19 protein-coding genes and 1 pseudogene are annotated in these 17606 nt (G+C 63.4%); 12 read left to right on the top strand and 8 right to left on the bottom strand.

Annotated features, from left to right (window positions below; genetic code table 11):
- From E5W87_RS00975 to E5W87_RS00965, 3 genes are read right to left on the bottom strand one after another with little or no spacing between them, the layout of a single operon-like run.
- The gene (locus E5W87_RS00975; protein WP_292393094.1) at positions 1–777 is read right to left on the bottom strand and encodes an AAA family ATPase; all 777 of its coding nucleotides are present in this window, start codon (positions 775–777) and stop codon (positions 1–3) included.
- A 12-nt stretch (positions 778–789) separates the two neighbouring features.
- Positions 790–1212: a VOC family protein gene (locus E5W87_RS00970; protein WP_292393092.1), complete on the bottom strand. Its 423-nt coding sequence runs from the start codon at positions 1210–1212 to the stop codon at positions 790–792.
- Positions 1213–1214: 2 nt separating this feature from the next.
- A complete protein-coding gene (locus E5W87_RS00965) occupies positions 1215–2036 on the bottom strand; it encodes an enoyl-CoA hydratase (RefSeq protein WP_292393090.1) in 822 nt (273 codons plus the stop codon).
- 167 nt (positions 2037–2203) lie between these two features.
- Between E5W87_RS00965 and E5W87_RS00960 the strand changes: the two genes are divergently transcribed.
- From E5W87_RS00960 to rpsI, 4 genes are all read left to right on the top strand, one after another.
- Positions 2204–2668: a PaaI family thioesterase gene (locus tag E5W87_RS00960; RefSeq protein ID WP_292393088.1), complete on the top strand. Its 465-nt coding sequence runs from the start codon at positions 2204–2206 to the stop codon at positions 2666–2668.
- Positions 2669–2766: 98 nt separating this feature from the next.
- The gene (locus E5W87_RS00955; protein WP_292393085.1) at positions 2767–3417 is read left to right on the top strand and encodes a LysE family translocator; all 651 of its coding nucleotides are present in this window, start codon (positions 2767–2769) and stop codon (positions 3415–3417) included.
- A gap of 258 nt (positions 3418–3675) precedes the next feature.
- Positions 3676–4140, top strand: a complete 465-nt coding sequence (gene rplM, locus E5W87_RS00950; protein ID WP_091591498.1) for a 50S ribosomal protein L13 — start codon at positions 3676–3678, stop codon at positions 4138–4140.
- A gap of 1 nt (position 4141) precedes the next feature.
- A complete protein-coding gene (gene rpsI / locus E5W87_RS00945; RefSeq protein WP_023717316.1) occupies positions 4142–4624 on the top strand; it encodes a 30S ribosomal protein S9 in 483 nt (160 codons plus the stop codon).
- Between the two features lie 79 nt (positions 4625–4703).
- Here rpsI and E5W87_RS00940 read toward each other — a convergent pair whose 3' ends face one another.
- The gene (locus E5W87_RS00940) at positions 4704–5612 is read right to left on the bottom strand and encodes a LysR family transcriptional regulator (protein ID WP_292393082.1); all 909 of its coding nucleotides are present in this window, start codon (positions 5610–5612) and stop codon (positions 4704–4706) included.
- Positions 5613–5706: 94 nt separating this feature from the next.
- Here E5W87_RS00940 and E5W87_RS00935 point away from each other — a divergent pair, with 94 nt between their 5' ends.
- Positions 5707–6579, top strand: coding sequence for an aldo/keto reductase family oxidoreductase (locus tag E5W87_RS00935; protein WP_292393080.1), 873 nt, complete (start codon positions 5707–5709; stop codon positions 6577–6579).
- A gap of 48 nt (positions 6580–6627) precedes the next feature.
- Here the strand turns inward: E5W87_RS00935 and E5W87_RS00930 are convergent, their stop codons facing one another.
- On the bottom strand, positions 6628–7683 hold the full coding sequence (locus E5W87_RS00930) for a glycerophosphodiester phosphodiesterase family protein (protein WP_292393078.1): 1056 nt from the start codon (positions 7681–7683) through the stop codon (positions 6628–6630).
- A 55-nt stretch (positions 7684–7738) separates the two neighbouring features.
- On the opposite strand from E5W87_RS00930, the gene E5W87_RS00925 reads away from it, so the two are divergent.
- The 4 genes from E5W87_RS00925 (at position 7739) to E5W87_RS00910 (ending at position 10894) form a co-directional block, all read left to right on the top strand.
- Complete coding sequence (locus tag E5W87_RS00925) at positions 7739–7900, top strand: hypothetical protein (protein WP_292393076.1); 162 nt, start codon at positions 7739–7741, stop codon at positions 7898–7900.
- A gap of 184 nt (positions 7901–8084) precedes the next feature.
- On the top strand, positions 8085–9092 hold the full coding sequence (gene speB / locus E5W87_RS00920) for an agmatinase (protein WP_292393074.1): 1008 nt from the start codon (positions 8085–8087) through the stop codon (positions 9090–9092).
- Between the two features lie 29 nt (positions 9093–9121).
- On the top strand, positions 9122–10054 hold the full coding sequence (gene argC, locus E5W87_RS00915; protein ID WP_292393072.1) for an N-acetyl-gamma-glutamyl-phosphate reductase: 933 nt from the start codon (positions 9122–9124) through the stop codon (positions 10052–10054).
- Positions 10055–10894 (top strand): aminoglycoside phosphotransferase family protein, encoded by an 840-nt coding sequence (locus E5W87_RS00910; RefSeq protein ID WP_292393070.1) that lies wholly within the window; start codon positions 10055–10057, stop codon positions 10892–10894.
- Here E5W87_RS00910 and E5W87_RS00905 read toward each other — a convergent pair.
- Positions 10884–11975, bottom strand: coding sequence for a COX15/CtaA family protein (locus E5W87_RS00905; RefSeq protein WP_292393069.1), 1092 nt, complete (start codon positions 11973–11975; stop codon positions 10884–10886). The genes E5W87_RS00910 and E5W87_RS00905 overlap by 11 nt on opposite strands.
- A 152-nt stretch (positions 11976–12127) precedes the next feature.
- On the opposite strand from E5W87_RS00905, the gene E5W87_RS00900 reads away from it, so the two are divergent.
- A complete protein-coding gene (locus E5W87_RS00900; protein WP_095485797.1) occupies positions 12128–12346 on the top strand; it encodes a DUF2842 domain-containing protein in 219 nt (72 codons plus the stop codon).
- Between the two features lie 527 nt (positions 12347–12873).
- Positions 12874–14619: an adenylate/guanylate cyclase domain-containing protein gene (locus E5W87_RS00895; RefSeq protein ID WP_292393067.1), complete on the top strand. Its 1746-nt coding sequence runs from the start codon at positions 12874–12876 to the stop codon at positions 14617–14619.
- Positions 14620–14743: 124 nt separating this feature from the next.
- Here E5W87_RS00895 and E5W87_RS00890 read toward each other — a convergent pair whose 3' ends face one another.
- Complete coding sequence (locus E5W87_RS00890; protein ID WP_292393065.1) at positions 14744–15799, bottom strand: polysaccharide deacetylase family protein; 1056 nt, start codon at positions 15797–15799, stop codon at positions 14744–14746.
- A gap of 91 nt (positions 15800–15890) precedes the next feature.
- On the opposite strand from E5W87_RS00890, the gene E5W87_RS00885 reads away from it, so the two are divergent.
- Positions 15891–17120: a GNAT family N-acetyltransferase gene (locus E5W87_RS00885; protein ID WP_292393063.1), complete on the top strand. Its 1230-nt coding sequence runs from the start codon at positions 15891–15893 to the stop codon at positions 17118–17120.
- A gap of 38 nt (positions 17121–17158) precedes the next feature.
- On the opposite strand, the pseudogene E5W87_RS00880 reads toward E5W87_RS00885, so the two are convergent.
- A pseudogene (locus tag E5W87_RS00880) lies at positions 17159–17606 on the bottom strand (chain-length determining protein); the annotation flags it as partial.

Here is a 17606-nt window from a genome sequence, read left to right as displayed (position 1 = left end):
TCACTCACCGTCCTCCCTCAGCGCTTCCTCCATGAACGCCTGCGGATCGGTGCAGAAGTCGCGCATCATGCGGAAATGATCGGTATCATGGAAATCGGTCGGGTCGAGGCCGAACCGGCTGATGCGGAACAGCCGCGCGCCGGGACAGGCCATCAGCAGCGGCGAATGCGTCGCCATGATCACTTGCGCCGTGCCGGACTGGTCCATCCGCCGCAGCATCCTGAGAAGCTCGATCTGGCGCGTCGGCGACAAGGCGCTTTCGGGCTCGTCGAGGATGTAGATGCCTTGCCGGCGGCAGCGCTCCTCGAAGAAGCGGATAAAGCCCTCACCATGCGACCAGGACAGGAAATCAGGCGGTGCTTCACCCGCATCCAGCGCGGCTCGGTCGAGGTAACGGGCCACCGAGTAAAAGGATTCGGCGCGAAAGAACCAGCCGGCGGTAACCTTCGGCAGCCAGTGGCCGCGCAGCGTTCCCGCCAGTGCCGCGCCGCTCTTGTCGATGGCGCGGGAGTGGTCGATGGGCATGTAGCCCTTGCCGCCGCCGGCCTCATCGTATCCGGCCAGAGCGCCGATCGCCTCGAGCAGCGTCGACTTTCCGGTGCCGTTCTCACCGACGATGATGGTGATCGGCGTGGTGAATTCGAGCTCGAAATCATGGCTGCGGAAGATCGGCAGATTCCAGGGATATTTTTCCCAGTCTGCGACCCGCGCTGGTTCGATCAGGATGCGCTTGAGATAGGGAGCCTTCAGTCGCGTCAGTTGCTTGCGATATGCCATCTGGCAGTGGGATCAGCCCGGCAGCGAGATGCTGCCGTCTTCCGCAATCGGAAAAGCCGGATTGTGCGCCACTTCCCAGACATGCCCCTCCGTGTCGGCGAAATAGCCATACCAGCCGCCCCAAAAGGCGCGGCCGGCCGGCTTGACGATACGACCGCCGGCCTTCTCGGCCATCGCAAGCACGTCGTCGACTTCAGTGTCGGAGCGGGTGTTATAGGCGAGGTAGACCGCCGACGGCGCCGTGCCGAAGGTGATGCCCGAATCCTCTTCGGCGCTTGCGCGCGGGAACAGGCCGAGAATGACGCCGCCCATCTGGAAGAAGGCGACGCCGTCGGTGATCCCGGCATGGCGGGTCAGGCCCATCGCCTCGTAGAAGCGCGTGGCGCGCTCGAGATCGTCGACGGCGATGGTGATGATGGAGATGCGGGGTTCCATATCTAATCGTCCGTCCATTCCGGTTTGCGCTTACCGATGAAGGCGCCGATCCCCTCTTCCGCGTCGCGCGCCAGCATGTTGTCGACCATGACGCGGCCGGTGTAGGCATAGGCCTCGGCCAGCCCCATCTCGGCCTGCGCGTAAAAGGCTTCCTTGCCGGTCTTCACGACCAAAGACGATTTGGCAGCAATGGTTTGCGCGTATTTGGTGACAATCTGATTCAGATATTCGCGCGGCACCACGCGATTAACCAGGCCGAATTCCTTGGCCGTCGCCGCATCGATGGTCTCGCCGGTCAAAAGCATCTCCATCGCGTGCTTGCGCGAGACGTTGCGCGACAGCGCCACCATCGGCGTCGAGCAGAACAGGCCGATATTGACGCCGGGCGTGCAGAAGGTCGCCTCATGCGAGGCGATGGCGAGATCGCAACTCGCGACCAATTGCGCCCCTGCCGCCGTCGCCAGACCATCGAACTCGGCGATCACCGGCCTGGGATGGCGCACGATCGCCTGCATCAGTGCCGCGCAAGCGGAGAACGTCTCCTCGAAGAATGCCTTGCCGCGATCGGCATCAGTGCGGCGCGCGGTCATTTCCTTGAGGTCGTGTCCGGCGCAGAACACCTTTCCGGCCGCAGCCAGAATGATGACGCGGACGGATTTGTCTGATTTCGCGCGGTCTAGTTCCGCCATCAGCGCCGCCATGACCGCCAGCGACAGCGCATTGGCCGGCGGATTAGCGAGCGTCAGGCGTAGGATGCCCTCGTCCAGTCTCGCGATAACAGGACCTTCGGCAACAGCCGGCTTGATGGCGACGATTTCGGCCATGTTCTCCAACCTCTTCATTGGCCAGCGGCATCGGATTCGTGGGGCATGGAACAAAAGAACTAGCACGCTGCCGATTGAAGAACAGCCTTGCGACGTGTTTTCTCAAACCCGACAATTGGCCCAGGTGTTCCACCTGAGCCGTACCGGCTCCATATAGGAAACCGCTTATGCCCGCCCAAGACAATCTCAAACCGGTGCTGACGGCGGCTGAAATCAACGCGCTGATGGCAACTGTCTACCCGCAGCTCAACGACCAGTTCACCTTCTATGAGGCGCTCGACGTATTCCCCGGCGGCTGCACGGTGCGCCTGAATGCCGACGAGCGGCATTTGCGCCCCGGCGGAACCGTGTCAGGCCCGTCGCTGTTCACACTGGCCGACATCGGCGGCTATGTCTGCGTGCTCTCCCATGCCGGGCCGGATGCGCTTTCGGTCACCACCAATCTCAACATCAATTTTGTCCGCAAAGCCGAGGCCGGCCCGATCGACGGCCATTGCCGCATCCTGAAGCTGGGTAAGAGCCTGATGATGTTCGATATCGACATCATCGCTGGACCGGAAGGACACACGGTAGCGCACGCGACGGGAACCTATTCGATCCCGCCGAAGAAGAGCTTTCAATCGCAGGCCTGATTTGCAGGACGGATACGTGTTTCCGCTCGTTCCAAACGACCCCAACGGAACGAAATGTCCGACAACACGTTCGCAGATCCAATCAGGTCCGCAAGAACATGCCCGAACTTCCCACCTATCTGGCATTCTTGGTCGCTGTGCTCGGCTACCAACTGTCCGGTCCGGGGCCGGACATGCTTCTGGTGATCAGCCGCGGTATCGGACAGGGTTGGCGGGCAGCACTGGCAACCGCGACCGGGTGCGTTTTCGCAGGCGTGATCCAGATTCCACTGCTGGCGATGGGACTTGCATCGCTGGTCACGTCCTCGCCTGTCGCGTATGGCCTGCTGCAACTGCTCGGAGCGGCGTACTTAATCGCAATCGGGACGCAGTTCTTGCTTATGCGCAAGGGAGCGGAAACAACCCACACCGTCACAGCCAAGAAGGGAGGTTTGGCAGGTGCCTTTCGGCAAGGCATGATCTGCAACCTGACCAACCCTACCGCACTGGTCTTCATGCTCGCAGTACTGCCGCAGTTCGTTCATTCCTCCACAGGATCGCCGGCGATGCAATTTATCGTGCTCGGGGCCACCATGAAGGCTACGGGCCTTGTGATCCTGGGAGCTGTAGCCCTGGCCTCAGGCGCGGTCGGCCGCTGGCTGGCACGCAACGCCGGTTTTCTTGTCTGGCAAGAACGCCTGGCTGGTGCGATCATGATCGCTGTCGGGATCAAACTGCTGCTGGCTGCGATTATTCCGGGACGGCGCTAGTCAAATTGTCGGATTCAAATGCGGTATAATAATACCTCACATCTAACCTTTTGATTTAGCAATATAATCCTTATGAAGTGGCCAGAAATGCAGCTTGACTGGCTAATTCCCCTCGCCTATAAGCCCTCACGGAACAGCGGCCCGCCAAAGGCCGCCGTTTGGCGGCGGGCGAGCGCCCTGCGTCAATCCAAGCAACAAGAAACGCCTTCCCTTTTCGTTCGTGAATGGGGGAAGGTCCGAACCGAAAGCAACAAATCCATGACAACCTTTTCGCAGAAGCCTGCGGATGTGGTGAAGAAGTGGGTGCTGATCGACGCCGAGGGTCTCGTCGTCGGCCGCCTCGCCACTGTCATCGCCAATCATCTTCGCGGCAAGCACAAGCCCACCTTCACCCCGCATGTCGACGACGGCGACAACGTCATCGTCATCAATGCCGACAAGGTGGTGTTCACCGGCAAGAAATTCACCGACAAGGTCTATTACTGGCACACCGGCCACCCCGGCGGCATCAAGGAGCGCACCGCGCGCCAGCTGCTCGAGGGCCGCTTCCCCGAGCGTGTCGTCGAGAAGGCCGTCGAACGCATGATCCCGCGTGGCCCGCTCGGCCGTCGCCAGATGAAGAATCTCCGCGTCTATGCAGGCACGGAACATCCGCATGTCGCCCAGCAGCCCGTCACACTCGACGTGGCCAAGCTGAACGCCAAGAACAAGAAGGTTTCGTAAAATGGCTGAGCTTTCCTCGCTCGCAGAACTCGGAACTGCCACCGGCAACACCAACACGCAGCCGGCTGCACCCGTCCATGTCCAGAAGCTCGACAAGTCTGGCCGCGCCTATGCCACCGGCAAGCGCAAGAACGCCATCGCGCGTGTCTGGGTGAAGCCCGGCTCCGGCAAGATCGTCGTCAACGACAAGGTGTTCGCCGAATATTTCGCGCGCCCGGTCCTGCAGATGATCCTCAACCAGCCGATCATCGCCGCCAACCGCGCTGGCCAGTACGACATCGTTGCCACCGTCATCGGCGGCGGTCTCTCCGGCCAGGCCGGTGCCGTGCGCCACGGCATCTCGAAGGCGCTGACCTACTACGAGCCGGCGCTGCGCGCCGTGCTCAAGAAGGGCGGCTTCCTGACCCGCGACAGCCGCGTCGTCGAGCGCAAGAAGTACGGCAAGGCGAAGGCCCGCCGCAGCTTCCAGTTCTCGAAGCGCTAAGCACTGCGCAGCTTCAAACATTCGAAAAGGCCGCCTCCGGGCGGCCTTTTCTTTTGGTGATTACTAACCTGGCCCAAATTCAAGGCCGATCGGCCGGTACTTTGATGAAGTCGATAAACGCGCGCAACGGCGCCGGCACGAGACGCCGGCCGGGATAATAGAGGAACGGCCCGGGGAAGCTCTGCCACCAGGGTTCGAGGACGGGTTCGAGCGCACCGCTCTCGAAGTAAGGGCGAAGCCAATCCTCGAAGAGGCTGACAATGCCGGTGCCGGCGATGGTCGCATCGACAGCGAGATCGGCCGCTCCGCCCAGGGTGACGAGAAGCGGTCCCGTCGGATCGACCCGCACCACCTCGCCGTCGCGTTCGAACTCCCACGGCGGCATCGCACCGCTGGCGAAGCGGCCGCGCAGGCAGGCGTGACCGAGCAGGTCGCGCGGGTGTTCCGGCCGGCCTTGGCGATCTAGGTAGGCAGGGCTGGCGGCGGTGGCAAAGCGCTGCACGCGCGGTCCGATCGGCACCGCGATCATGTCCTGTTCCAGCCGCTCGTCGTAACGGATGCCGGCGTCGCACCCCGCCGCCAGCACATCGACAAAGCTCTCCTCGGCGATCACCTCAAGCCGGATGCCGGGATACGCGGCGAGGAAACGAGGGACGATGCTGGGCAGCACCAGCCGCGCCGCGCTGACCGGCACGTTGAGGCGCAATGTACCCGCCGGCCGGTCGCGGAAGCCGTTCACCACGTCAAGTGCTGTCTCGACCTCGGTCAAGGCTGGGCCGAGCCGGGCCAGCAAGCTCGCACCCGCTTCGGTCAGGACGACGCTGCGGGTCGTCCTGTTGAGCAGCCTGACACCGAGCTGCGTCTCAAGGCGGCGCACCGCCTCGCTCAAGCCCGATGCACTGCCGCCGCTGGCACGGGCGCCATCGCGAAAACCCTTGGCCCGCGCCACGGCCACGAAGGCGTTCAGATCTCCGAGATCGATCTTCATTGTTCGATATTCCGTACAGCCCGTGCGGAATGTAGCCAATTATCGTGAGATCGGACAGCGCCTATCTCAGCGTCATCTTGAACGGAGATAGACCATGTCCAGCATCGACCAGTCCGGCTCATTCACTCTCGGCGACCGCACCGTGAAGCGGCTCGGCTACGGCGCCATGCAGCTCGCAGGACCCGGCGTATTCGGTCCGCCCAAGGATCACGACGCAGCGTTGGCCGTGCTGCGCGAAGCCGTTGCGCGCGGCATCAATCACATGGACACCAGCGATTTCTACGGCCCGCACGTCACCAATCTACTCATCCGTGAGGCGCTCGCGCCCTATTCCGACAATCTGACGATCGTCACCAAGATCGGTGCGCGTCGCGGAGCGGATGGCTCGTGGCTTCCGGCCTTCTCGCCCGAAGCGCTGACGGAGGCGGTGCACGACAATCTGCGCAATCTCGGGCTCGACGTTCTGGACGTGGTCAACCTCAGGATCATGTTCGACGCGCATGGCCCCGCCGAAGGGTCGATCGAGGTGCCGCTCACTGTGCTGGCCGAGCTTCAGCGACAGGGCTTGGTGCGTCATATCGGGCTAAGCAATGTCACGTTTGCACAGATCGAAGAGGCGCGACGCATCGCCAGGATCGTCTGCGTGCAGAACCAATACAATCTGGCGCACAGAGGCGACGATGCCTTGATCGATGAACTTGCTCGTGATGGCATCGCGTACGTGCCGTTCTTTCCGCTCGGTGGTTTCAACCCGCTGCAGTCGTCTACACTATCCGGCGTCGCTCAGCGCCTGGGCGCCACATCGATGCAGGTCGCGCTCGCCTGGCTGCTCCGTCGCGCGCCCAATATCTTGCTGATCCCCGGCACCTCGTCGGTCGAGCATCTCAGGGAGAATCTCACCGCCGCCGAACTCGATCTGTCCGAGGAGGCCGTGAGAGAACTGGACGGCGTGGCGATGGCTGCCTGACGGCGGGCTGGCGACCATCCAAGCAGCTCTTGCCCGCTTCGATCCAGTCTAGTTGATGCTTGCGGTATTCGCCGGCTCAGCCGGCCGCGCCTCGGGATAAGGCACGCGGTAGCCGTTTGCCGCCAGCCAGTCGATCGCCGCTTTCGGCTCGTCCGTCTGGATGATGGTGGCACCGCGCTCGGCCCAGAAGCCGTACGTCTCGCGTGGCAGGCTGGCGAGCACTGCCAACTCGTCGCCGCGACCGCCGGCAAGGAAGCCGCCCGGCTTGTCGACGATGGCGTAGGTGTTGGCCCAGATGTGCCAGTCGCCCCTTATCGCCGCCGCGCGCATGCGGGGGCTGAACAGCGGGCCGCCGGTCTCGGTCAGCGTCTCCGACCCCGCGCGCCAGTTGATCATCTCGACGGCGCGCGGCGAAAAGACCCCACTGACTTTCTCGGCAAAGCCGGCGTCGCGTACTGCGTCGTCGGCGATGATCGGCATGAACTGGAAACCACTGCCGATCGCGCCCATGGCGGCCTTGACAGTGGTGATCCGGGCCGGGTTCCACAGGTTCTCCTTGACGATCACCTGCTCGGCCATGCCCAGGTCGCGCGCGACCGCGATCATGCCGGCCAGACTATCGACATCGAGCTTGTTGTCGATGTTGATGAGGATCCTGTCCTTGGTCGCCATCAGCATTTCGCGCAGCGTCGAAACCGGCTCTCCGGTGACGGCGCCGGTGCCCTCGATCACCAGTCTGCAGGTTTTGAGCTCGGTGAGCGTGCGCTTGACCACCTCGCCCCTGCAATTCGTCGTGCGGTCGAGCCAGCTGTCATGCATGACGACGAACTGGCCGTCCTTCGAGCGCCTGACGTCGACCTCGACGATTTCGGCGCCAAGCGCGATCGAAGCCTCGACGGCGGCGATCGAGTTCTCCGCATAGAGCGTCTTGCGGGCCTGCATGCTGCCGGCGCGGTGTGCCGCCACCATCACATGGTCGCGCCACTGGTTGGCGTGTTCGAAACGGTCGAGAATCTGTCTGGCGCGTGTTTCGCCTGCCGATGCCGAGCCTGTTAAGAGCGCCAAGGCGGCGGAAAGCAGAAGGTTCAGCCAGGTCGTTCGCATGAGAATCGCTCCGTACCGGATGGAGACCCGGTTAAGCGACGCACGTGACAGCCCAGTGAACGAAGCCGGCTTCGCAAATGCCGGAAAGTCAGGTCAATGCCGGTCGAAGCGTTCTGTGACCTCGAATCATAACCGCAATCAACAGGTCGCCGCCGATCAGCTTGCCGAGATCGATGCCGCCGCCGTAGCGATCGGTGCGGCCGACACCGCCCCATGATGGGACTGCTGGCTACTTTCGGTTGCAGTCATATTTGCGAGGCGATTTCCCGGCGTGCCATGCGGGTTCACCCGGCAAGCAAGAACTTGTGACCTGGCTCGAGTGGCCATGGTCCGCAGAAGGGGTCGCATTTCTGAGAATTATATCCAATAAGGTTGCGCCTCGACGCACAGGAGATCGCTTCATGCCGAACAGCAACATCGACCACGCCTTCACCGCCCGGGCCAAGACGGGCGCGTCCTTCGAGCCGACCTATGCCGGCGCGCTGTCGTTCATGCGACGCAAATACACGAAGGACGTGAAAGGCGCGGACGCCGTGGTGTGGGGCATTCCCTTCGACGCCGCCGTCACCAACCGGCCGGGTGCGCGCTTCGGGCCGCAGGCGATTCGCCGCGCCGCGACCATCCTCGACAACGATCCGCAATATCCGTTTTCGCGCGATCTGTTCGAACATCTCGCCGTGGTCGATTATGGCGATTGCCTGCTCGACAGCGGCAATCACCAGAAGACGCCAGGGACGATCGAGCGCGAGGCGGCAAAGATCCTGAAATCCGGCGCCTTCCTGCTATCGCTCGGCGGCGACCATTTCGTCACCTGGCCGCTACTCAAGGCGCATGCCGCCATCCACGGCCCGCTGGCCTTGGTGCAGTTCGACGCCCACCAGGACACCTGGCCGGACGATGGCAAACGCATCGATCACGGCTCGTTCGTCGGCCGTGCGGTCAAGGAGGGTATCATCGACCCCGACCGTTCGATCCAGATCGGCATCCGCACCCATGCGCCTGATACCTTCGGCATCAAGATCCTGTATGGTCACGAAGTCGAGGAAATGCGCGCATCCGATATCGCCTATGCCATCGTCGACCGCACTGGTGGCAAGAAGGCCTATGTCACCTTCGATATTGATTGCCTGGACCCAGCCTTCGCGCCCGGCACCGGCACGCCGGTCGCCGGCGGGCCGTCTTCGGCAAAGATCCTCTCGGTGCTACGCCAGATCAATCAGGTCGATATTGTCGGCGCCGATGTCGTGGAGGTTGCGCCGGCCTATGATCACGCCGATATAACGGCAATTGCCGGGTCGACGGTGGCCATGCACTATCTTGGGCTCCTGGCGGAACGAAAGGCCCGGCTCGAAGAGCTGAACAGCGGCAATCACGTCGTTGCCGGATTGAATCAGGCAAGCGGCATATAGTTTGAAATATCAGGGAATTCAGGCAGGCAATGAAACCGAAAATCTTCATCGACGGCGAGCACGGCACCACCGGCCTCCAGATCAGGGCGCTGCTTGCCGAGCGCGGCGACCTGGAAATCATCTCCATTCCAACCGAGCGCCGCAAGGAAGCGGCAGCTAGAGCCGAGTTCCTCAACGCTGCCGATGTCGCGATCCTGTGCCTGCCGGACGCAGCCGCGAAAGAAAGCGTTTCGCTGATCACCAACGACACCACAAGGGTCATCGATGCCTCGACCGCGCATCGCGTCGCCGAAGGTTGGGAATACGGTTTCGCCGAAATGGACAAGGATCAGGCGAAGATAATCGCCGCTGCGAAGCGCGTCGCCAATCCGGGCTGCTGGCCGCAAGGGCCGATCGCGACGCTCAGGCCGCTGGTGGAAGCCGGGCTGTTGCCGCCGGATTTTCCGGTCACCGTCAACGGCATTTCGGGCTATTCGGGCGGCGGCAGGCCGATGATCGAAGACTACGTCGCCAAGGGCGAGGATGCGTCGGAATTCCTGCCCTACGGGCTGACCCTGCAGCACAAGCATGTGCCGGAGCTCAGGACCTATGCGAAGCTGTCGCATGACCCGATCATGCAGCCGGCGGTCGGCAACTTCGCGCAAGGCATGATCACTGTGGTGCCGCTGCAGCTCGGCGGGCTCGACTATGTGCCGACCGGCGCCGAGCTTCATGCGGCGATCGCCGACCATTTCGCCGCCATCGATGGCGGCGTGGTCGAGGTGGCGCCCTATGAGCAACTGGAGCGCGTGCCGGAGATCGATCCTGAAATCTACAACGGCACCAACCGGATGAAGCTCTATGTCTTCGCCAACGACGACAGGGCCCAGGCGCTGCTGCTCGCCGTCTACGACAATCTCGGCAAGGGCGCCTCGGGTGCTGCCGTGCAGAACATGGATCTGATGCTCGGCCTCAAGCACTGAATGGACGCTCCGGCATTTCCAACACGCTGGAACGTCAACGCGCCAGAACTGATTGCCGAAACCTTCAGCAGCCGCATCTGGAAGGTTTTTCGCGACGACGGCTCGCCGGCGATCGTCAAGGCGCTCAAACCTTTCGACGATGTCGAAGACGAGTTGCGCGGCGAGCATTTCCTCGCCTGGCGGCGCGGCGAAGGCGCGGTGCGGCTGCTCGGCAGCGACGGCCACAGCATGCTGCTCGAATATGCCGGCGAAACCTTGCTGTCACAGGTTCTCGCGGAGCAGGGAGACAATGCCGCCACCGCAATCGCGGCCGAAGTGATGGCAAGACTGTTCTCGCCATCCGACCACCCTGCTCCGCCGGATCTTCAACCGCTGCGGGCACGGTTTTCCAGTCTGTTCAACAAGGCGAAGACGGATCGCGACGCCGGCAAAAAGAGCCTCTATGTCGAAGCGGCTGCGACTGCGGAACGGCTGTTGGCCGATCCTATCGACGTGCTGCCGCTGCATGGCGACCTGCATCACGACAACATCATGCAGGGACCGCGCGGCTGGCTGGCGATCGATCCGAAGGGCGTTCTCGGCGATCCCGGTTTCGATGCGGCGAACGTGTTCTACAACCCGCTCGACCGCGACGACCTTTGCCGCGACCCTGAGCGAATTGCCCACATGGCCGAGATCTTCGCCAAGACGCTCGGCCAGACGCCGCCCGCAATTCTGGATCACGCCATCGCCTATGGCTGCCTGTCGGCGGCATGGCACCATGAGGACGGCAACGCGGTCGAGGAAAGCCGCGAATTGTCCATTGCCACGGTGATCAGGACGGTGCGGCTCAGCCTCTGACGGCGATCTGGTTGGGCAGCGGATAAGCGCCCTTGGTGCCGCGCCAATGCGCTGCGGCAAAACCCAGCAGGACAAGCGCAATTGCCTGATGCGTCAGCGCCATGTGCAGCGGCACGTGCATCAGCAGCGCGCCGATGCCGATCAAGGCCTGCGCCAGCACCAGCAGAAACAGCAGCGTCGCGCGACGTGCATGCGTCGTTTGAGGCAGGCGGCGGTGCGTCGCGATCATGTGCCAAAGTGCTGCGACGAAGATCGTGTAGGCGCCAAGCCGGTGGACGAACTGCACCGTCTTCGGGCTCTCGAAGAAGTTGCGCCATGCCGGCTCTAAGATTAACAGATCGCCGGGGATGAGCTTGCCGTCCATCAGCGGCCAGGTGTTGTAGCTCAGGCCGGCATCGAGCCCGGCGACCAGCCCGCCGAGATAGATCTGGATCAGCGCCAGCAACACCAGAAAGCCGGCCAGACGCTGCGTAGAACGGTCGGCGGCGGGCTCGGAATGAGGCGCCAGCCCGCGAGCCACCACCATGGTCGCGGTGAAGATCAGCGCAGCCAGCGTCAGATGCGTCGCCAGCCGGTACTGACTGACGGAGACCCGGTCGACCAGCCCGGACGCCACCATCCACCAGCCGATCGCGCCCTGCAGGCCGCCGAGAAGAAGAATCCCGATAAGTTTCGGCCCCAGGCCGCGCTCGATGCGGCGTGTCGCCCAGAAAAATACCAGCGGCACGGCGAAAACCAGGCCGACACCGCGCGCCAGAATCCTATGCACCCATTCCCACCAGAAGATCGACTTGAACGCTTCGATGCTCATGCCCTTGTTGAGCTCGGCATATTGCGGAATCTGCTGGTAGCGCTGGAATTCCTCCTGCCATTCGGCGTCGTTGAGCGGCGGGACGATGCCGTGGATCGGCTTCCATTCGGTGATCGACAGGCCGGATTCGGTGAGCCTGGTGGCGCCGCCGACCAGCACCAGGACAAACAGCACCAGAAGCACGACGTAGAGCCAGCCGCGCACCAGCGCCCGGTTGCGCAGGTCGCGGTCGCGGGCCACGAAAGGCGCGGCAGCTGATATGGCAGCCATGGGCTTGTCCCGGCAGGTTGCAGTCGCGGATAGGTGAACCATCGCAATCCCGCTGGCAAGACCGGACAGCGCGGCACGCCGTCGCGCTGCTTCTTGCGGGTTGCGTGTCTCTTTCGTTGGGCCTAAGCGATAGCGATTAACGGGATCGCGAAATGCCCATTCGCCTGAAGAAGCTGATCGGAACAGTCCTGCTGGTGGCGCTGGTCATCGTCTATGCGCTGGTCGCATCGATCGTGGCGGTTGCCCAACTGGCGGAATCGGGACCGTGGGCGCATTTCCTGTTCTTCCTGCTCAGCGGCATGCTCTGGGTGCTGCCGGCTATGGGCATCATCAAATGGCTGATCCTGGAGCCGCCGCGGCCGAAGAATTGAGGCTCGCTCGCCGCCGCTAGATGGTGAAAGCCTGACGCTTGCTACCCGACGTGTAGGGCAGCTCAGGTTGGTTTTCTGCCTTCCGTGTCGCCGATCGGAACGCGCAGGCAGCGCCACTTTCCGACCTCAGCACCTCTAAGCGCGAACGTCTGGTGTGAGCCCGATGCGCGCGTTCGTAGGGCATCTCGCTGTTACATTGCGGTGACAAAAGCACCGCCACGGTGGCGTCAACCGGTTACCAAGGGCAGCAAATATCTCCGGCCTTCTGGGAGTGGCGTGTCAGCGTCCCCAGAGGCTGCGTGGGCGTGTCGCCGGTTGGCTGTTAGCGCGGCGACTGAAGCGCTCCACGCCTCGCAAGCGGGATAGCGAAATCTCGTGAAGGCAAGGTCAAGCTGCGTTCTCCGTTCTGAATCGGCGACGGGTGGCGGCTGGGAGAGATGGATGCCATGCACGTTGGGCGTCTGGAAGTTGGCGAGGCATGGGCGGCGCGAGGCAGCCCGCGTGCACGCGCCTGGCCGGGCGGTGCAATGACCGCGCAGCGCCGCCTCGCAGCGATCCTGGCTTGCGACGTGGTCGGCTATTCGCGCCTGATGGAGCGCGACGAGCGCGGCACGCTCGAGCGGCTCAAGACATACCGCAAAGACCTCCTCGAACCGCTGGTCTCCGAGCATCAGGGCCGGATCGTCAAGCTCACCGGCGACGGCATGCTGTGCGAGTTCGCGAGCGTCGTCAACGCAGTGACCTCGGCGATGGCGATCCAGCAGACTTTGGCAGAACACGAGGCGGAGACGCCCGAGGAAGAGCGGATTCGCTTCCGCATCGGCGTCAATCTCGGCGACGTGGTCTGCGAGGAGGACGGCGACCTATACGGCGACTGTGTCAACATCGCCGCCCGCCTCGAAAGCATCGCCGATCCCGGCACCGTGGTCGTCTCGGGCACCGCCTACGACCACCTTCAGGGCAAGCTCGACTGCGGCTTCACGCCGCTCGGCGACCTCCGCCTCAAGAACATCGAGCGGCCTGTGCGCGCCTATCGCGTTGAGACCGACGCCAGCGCCTCGGTGGCTACACCGCCTCCCCTGCCCGCGAAACCCTCGATCGCGGTTCTGCCTTTCACCAACATGAGCGGCGACCCCGACCAGGAATACTTCGCCGACGGACTAGTGGAGGACATCATCACGGGATTGAGCCGGGTGAACTCCTTCTTCGTGATCGCCCGCAACTCGTCCTTCACCTACAAGGGCCGAGCGGTGGACCTGCGCCAGGTCGGGCGTGAGCTGGGCGTCCGCTACGTGCTCGAAGGGAGCATCCGCAGAGCAGGATCGCGGGTGCGTATCAGCGGGCAGCTGGTGGACGCGATCAGTGGGCACCATGTCTGGACCGACCGCTTCGAGGGCGACGTGAGCGACATCTTCGACCTGCAGGACAAGGTGACTGAGAGCGTCGTCGGTGCGGTCGAGCCGAGCATCAGGCTGGAGGAGATCAAGCAAGCGCGCATGAAGCCGACCGACTACATCGGTGCCTACGACCTCTACCTTCGTGCGCTGCCGCGCTTCTACAGCATGACGCGCGAAGGCTTCGCCGACGTGCGCCGGCTCACCAACGAGGCGCTCAGCATCGACCCAGGCTTCACCCTGGCGAAGGCACTCGGTGCCTATATTCGCAGCCTGTCCGTGAGTCAGTGCTGGCACGAGCCCGACGATACCCGCGTCGCCGTGCGCATGGCCCGCGAGGTGCTGGCGGACGCGCGAGACGACCCGACAAGCTTGCGTTTCGCCGCGCAGGTGATCGCCTACAGCGCCAAAGATTACGAGACGGCGCTGGACACGATCGAACGGTCCCTGCTCCTCAACCCCAATTCGGCGCAGGGCTATACGGGCAGCGGCTGGGTGAACGCCCATTCCGGCCGCCCCCTCGTCGCGATCGAGCACTTCCACAGGGCAATGCGGCTGAGCCCGGTCGACCCCGAGAAGGGCATCGCGCTCTCCGGCATCGGGATGAGCTACCTGATGCTCGAACGCTACGAGGAAGCGCTGGCTTGGGGAGAACGAGCGCTGCGCGAGATGCCGAATTACGGCTCCTCGCACCGGGTGGTGATCATGGCGCTGGTCAAACTCAATCGGCCGGACGAAGCGCAGGCGGCGGCGCGGCGGCTGATGGAGGCGTTCCCGACCTACACGCTCGGCCTCCAGACGCAGATCAACCCGTGGCGGGACAAGGGCTTCGCCGAGCGCTACGTCGAGGCGCTGGGTATTGCCGGCGTGCCGGAGTGATCGTCACGTTTGCAAAGATGCCCTCTCCTGCGCGTCACGTCCGGCCAGGGCGACGTCCCTTGATACCGCGTCGCTGCTGGAAGGATAGTTCTCTGGCCGGCTTGTCCGTGTCAGACTTTCACGATTAGATGGTGACGAGCATCTTGCCGGCATTGGCCAGCGGCGTCGTCACGCCCGACAGCATCGTGCGGATATGGGGAACGCTCTGATAGCGACCGTTGACGGAAATGCGCGGCAGCGCTTGCAGGAAGCCGGCATGTTCGGCACGCAGCACGCCGTGGCGGGTCGTCACCGCCGAGGCATAGCCGGCGTCGCGGGCAAAGCCGACTTCGCGGCCGCCGACGGCGCTGGCATAGCCATAGGGATAGGCGAAATGGCGCGGCGCCTCGCCGAGTTCGGCCTGTAGTATGCGCCTGACGTCGTCGACCTCGTGCCGCGCATCGGCTTCGGAAAGCCGCTTCAGATTGCGATGATTGACCGTATGCGCGCCGATCGTCACCAGCGGATGCCCCGCCATGGCGCGGATCTCGTCCCAGTTCATCAACATGCCCTGGCGTGCGTCCAACTCGATACCGTTCGACTGTGCCAATTCGCGCAGCACCGTGCGCTGGTCTTCCTCGCGGACCTCCAGCGTCAGATAGTCGTACAGGCGGGCAAAGGCCTGGAGTTTCTTGCCTGGGGTCGAGCAGTCGATCGTCACCAGACCGTTCGGTGTTGTCAGGATCAACCGGTTCCGCGCATTGACGATGTCCTCGACCACCTCCCACCATAGATCGGCGGCACCGTTTATCAGCCCCGGCGCGACATAGATGGTGATCGGCGCACCGTGCTTTTCCAGTACCGGCAGCGCCTCGGTCATGTTGTCGCGATAGGCGTCGTCGGCGGTGATCGCCGCGAACTCGCCGCCCTTGCCGCCGGCCTTGATGCGCTCGATCGCCTCCTCCAGCGTGACGAATATATAGCCGTTCGCCTTCATGTCGGCGATCACGGCGTCGAGGAACTCAGGCGCAATGTTGAGATGCCGGTTGACGCTATCGGGCTTTTCCGGCGTGGCGGTGACCCGGTGCAGCATCAGGATGGCGCCGATGCCGCCGACAAACGGCTTGGCCAGCGGGGCAAGGCCGGTATAGCGGGCGACGTTGAGCGCCAGTTTCCGGATTGCCTCGCCCCCGTCGATCATTCGTTCACCTTTTTCGCCTAGGCTCATCGAAGCAGGGAATGCGCCTACGCGAGCCCCCAATCGCGGTGAATACGCCTTAAAGGATTGAGGTATGGTTGACGCCACCGCGTCATTTGATGGCAATCGGCTCGAAGCAGTGGAGGCGGCGCCGCGCGCGTTGCCGGCGGAACATGCCGGCCTGTCGGTCTCGGTCGCCGATAGCGCAGCATTTGCGGCTTATGCCGAGTTCTGCCGTTCGGCGCTGTTCGCGCCAGCGCAGAGCCCGGCCTGGATCCTGAACTGGACCAAATATGCCGAAGCGGACAGCGTTTTGGCGACGATGAGCGCCGAAGGCCGGCCGGTTTTTTCGTTGGCGCTGGAAGTCACCAGCAGCGGTCCATTCCGCGTCGCCCGTTTCATGGGCGGCCGCCATGCCAACGGCAATTTCGCCGCCGCCGACCCATCTTGGCTGACCAAGGCGGATAGTGCGGCAATACGCTCGATGCTGGCGGCGGTCGCCAAGGCGCGGCCGGACATCGACCTCGTCGCACTGGAACGGCTGCTGCCCGATCTCGACGGCATTGCCAATCCGCTTGGCTCGCTACCACATTTTCCGAGTCCGAACCTGTCGCTGGCCGTCGACTTGGTGGGAGGTTTCGATGCACTGCTGTCCCGCGCGAGCGGCAAGCGCAAGCGCAAGAAGCACCGCTCGCAGACGCGCAAGTTCGAGGCCGTCGGCAGTCACCGCCGCATCGAGGCCCGGACAGCGGACGAGGTGAACAGACTGCTCGATGCGTTTTTCGAGATGAAGGAGTTCCGCTTCCGCAAGATGGGCATCGCCAACGTCTTCGGCGAGCCGGAGATTCGTGCTTTCTTCCGCGCGTTGTTCGTCGAAGCGCTTTGCGACGACAAGCCGTCCTTCGTGCTGCACGGGCTCGAGGTCGCCGGCAAGCTTCGCGCAGTCACCGGATCGAGCCGCTCGGGAAAACGCCTGATCTGCGAATTCGGAGCGATCGCCGACGACGACCTCGCGCATACCAGCCCCGGAGACTACCTGTTCTTCGACAACATCCAGGAGGCGTGCGAGAGCGGGTTCGACGTCTATGATTTCTCGGTCGGCGACGAACCCTACAAGCGGCTGTGGTGCGATATCGAGAGCCAGCATTTCGAGGTCCTAATCCCGCTGACGTTGAAGGGCCGCGCGCTGGCGCTTGTCCTGCAGCAAGGCGCGCGCCTGAAAGTGTTCATCAAGAACCACCCGACGACCTGGAAACTGACCAAGATGCTGCGCCGCAAGACGGCCAGACAGGCAGCACCTGCCGCGGGCGAAGACGACAGCTGACCGCTACCGGGATATTCGACCAGAATTGTCAAACCGTCTCAGGCGGCGGAGCGCCGTCCAGGCACCGGCGTCCCTGGCGTCTCATGGCCGACCGGCGTCACCAGCGTCAGGTCGGGATAGCCGCTCTCGATCAGCTCGACCGCAGCCTGCGCCACCTCGTCGTCCGGCTCCAGCATCGACAGGAAGACCTCGGTGCCCTCGCCGACAAGGCGGCCGATGCCTTGCGCGTCGGTGGGTCCGCATTCGACCACGACCAGATCGTAGGCGGTGGTCAGCGACTGCATGATGATCGGCAGCCGGTCGGCGGCGCGCATTGCGCGGACCGGATCGGCAGTGCCGACGGGAATGACGTGGCAGTCCGAATAGAGATCGGGATAGATCACGTCGCTGAACTGCGCTTCGGAGGCGAGCAGATTGGTGATGCCCGGGAAAAGCCCGCTGTCCAGCATCGGACGCGAGGCGGCGCCCGACGCAGTGAGATCAAGC

The sequence above is a fragment of the Mesorhizobium sp. genome (genome assembly GCF_004962925.1).
Taxonomy (GTDB): Bacteria; Pseudomonadota; Alphaproteobacteria; order Rhizobiales; family Rhizobiaceae; genus Mesorhizobium.
This window is presented reverse-complemented; position numbering and strand designations above follow the sequence as displayed.

Bases quoted from the DNA above. Each gene is read 5' to 3' on its own strand.
- E5W87_RS00975 (WP_292393094.1), bottom strand. From the start codon at position 777: ATGGCATATCGCAAGCAACTGACGCGACTGAAGGCTCCCTATCTCAAG.
- E5W87_RS00970 (WP_292393092.1), bottom strand. From the start codon at position 1,212: ATGGAACCCCGCATCTCCATCATCACCATCGCCGTCGACGATCTCGAG.
- E5W87_RS00965 (WP_292393090.1), bottom strand. From the start codon at position 2,036: ATGGCCGAAATCGTCGCCATCAAGCCGGCTGTTGCCGAAGGTCCTGTT.
- E5W87_RS00960 (WP_292393088.1), top strand. From the start codon at position 2,204: ATGCCCGCCCAAGACAATCTCAAACCGGTGCTGACGGCGGCTGAAATC.
- E5W87_RS00955 (WP_292393085.1), top strand. From the start codon at position 2,767: ATGCCCGAACTTCCCACCTATCTGGCATTCTTGGTCGCTGTGCTCGGC.
- rplM (WP_091591498.1), top strand. From the start codon at position 3,676: ATGACAACCTTTTCGCAGAAGCCTGCGGATGTGGTGAAGAAGTGGGTG.
- rpsI (WP_023717316.1), top strand. From the start codon at position 4,142: ATGGCTGAGCTTTCCTCGCTCGCAGAACTCGGAACTGCCACCGGCAAC.
- E5W87_RS00940 (WP_292393082.1), bottom strand. From the start codon at position 5,612: ATGAAGATCGATCTCGGAGATCTGAACGCCTTCGTGGCCGTGGCGCGG.
- E5W87_RS00935 (WP_292393080.1), top strand. From the start codon at position 5,707: ATGTCCAGCATCGACCAGTCCGGCTCATTCACTCTCGGCGACCGCACC.
- E5W87_RS00930 (WP_292393078.1), bottom strand. From the start codon at position 7,683: ATGCGAACGACCTGGCTGAACCTTCTGCTTTCCGCCGCCTTGGCGCTC.
- speB (WP_292393074.1), top strand. From the start codon at position 8,085: ATGCCGAACAGCAACATCGACCACGCCTTCACCGCCCGGGCCAAGACG.
- argC (WP_292393072.1), top strand. From the start codon at position 9,122: ATGAAACCGAAAATCTTCATCGACGGCGAGCACGGCACCACCGGCCTC.
- E5W87_RS00910 (WP_292393070.1), top strand. From the start codon at position 10,055: ATGGACGCTCCGGCATTTCCAACACGCTGGAACGTCAACGCGCCAGAA.
- E5W87_RS00905 (WP_292393069.1), bottom strand. From the start codon at position 11,975: ATGGCTGCCATATCAGCTGCCGCGCCTTTCGTGGCCCGCGACCGCGAC.
- E5W87_RS00900 (WP_095485797.1), top strand. From the start codon at position 12,128: ATGCCCATTCGCCTGAAGAAGCTGATCGGAACAGTCCTGCTGGTGGCG.
- E5W87_RS00895 (WP_292393067.1), top strand. From the start codon at position 12,874: ATGACCGCGCAGCGCCGCCTCGCAGCGATCCTGGCTTGCGACGTGGTC.
- E5W87_RS00890 (WP_292393065.1), bottom strand. From the start codon at position 15,799: ATGATCGACGGGGGCGAGGCAATCCGGAAACTGGCGCTCAACGTCGCC.
- E5W87_RS00885 (WP_292393063.1), top strand. From the start codon at position 15,891: ATGGTTGACGCCACCGCGTCATTTGATGGCAATCGGCTCGAAGCAGTG.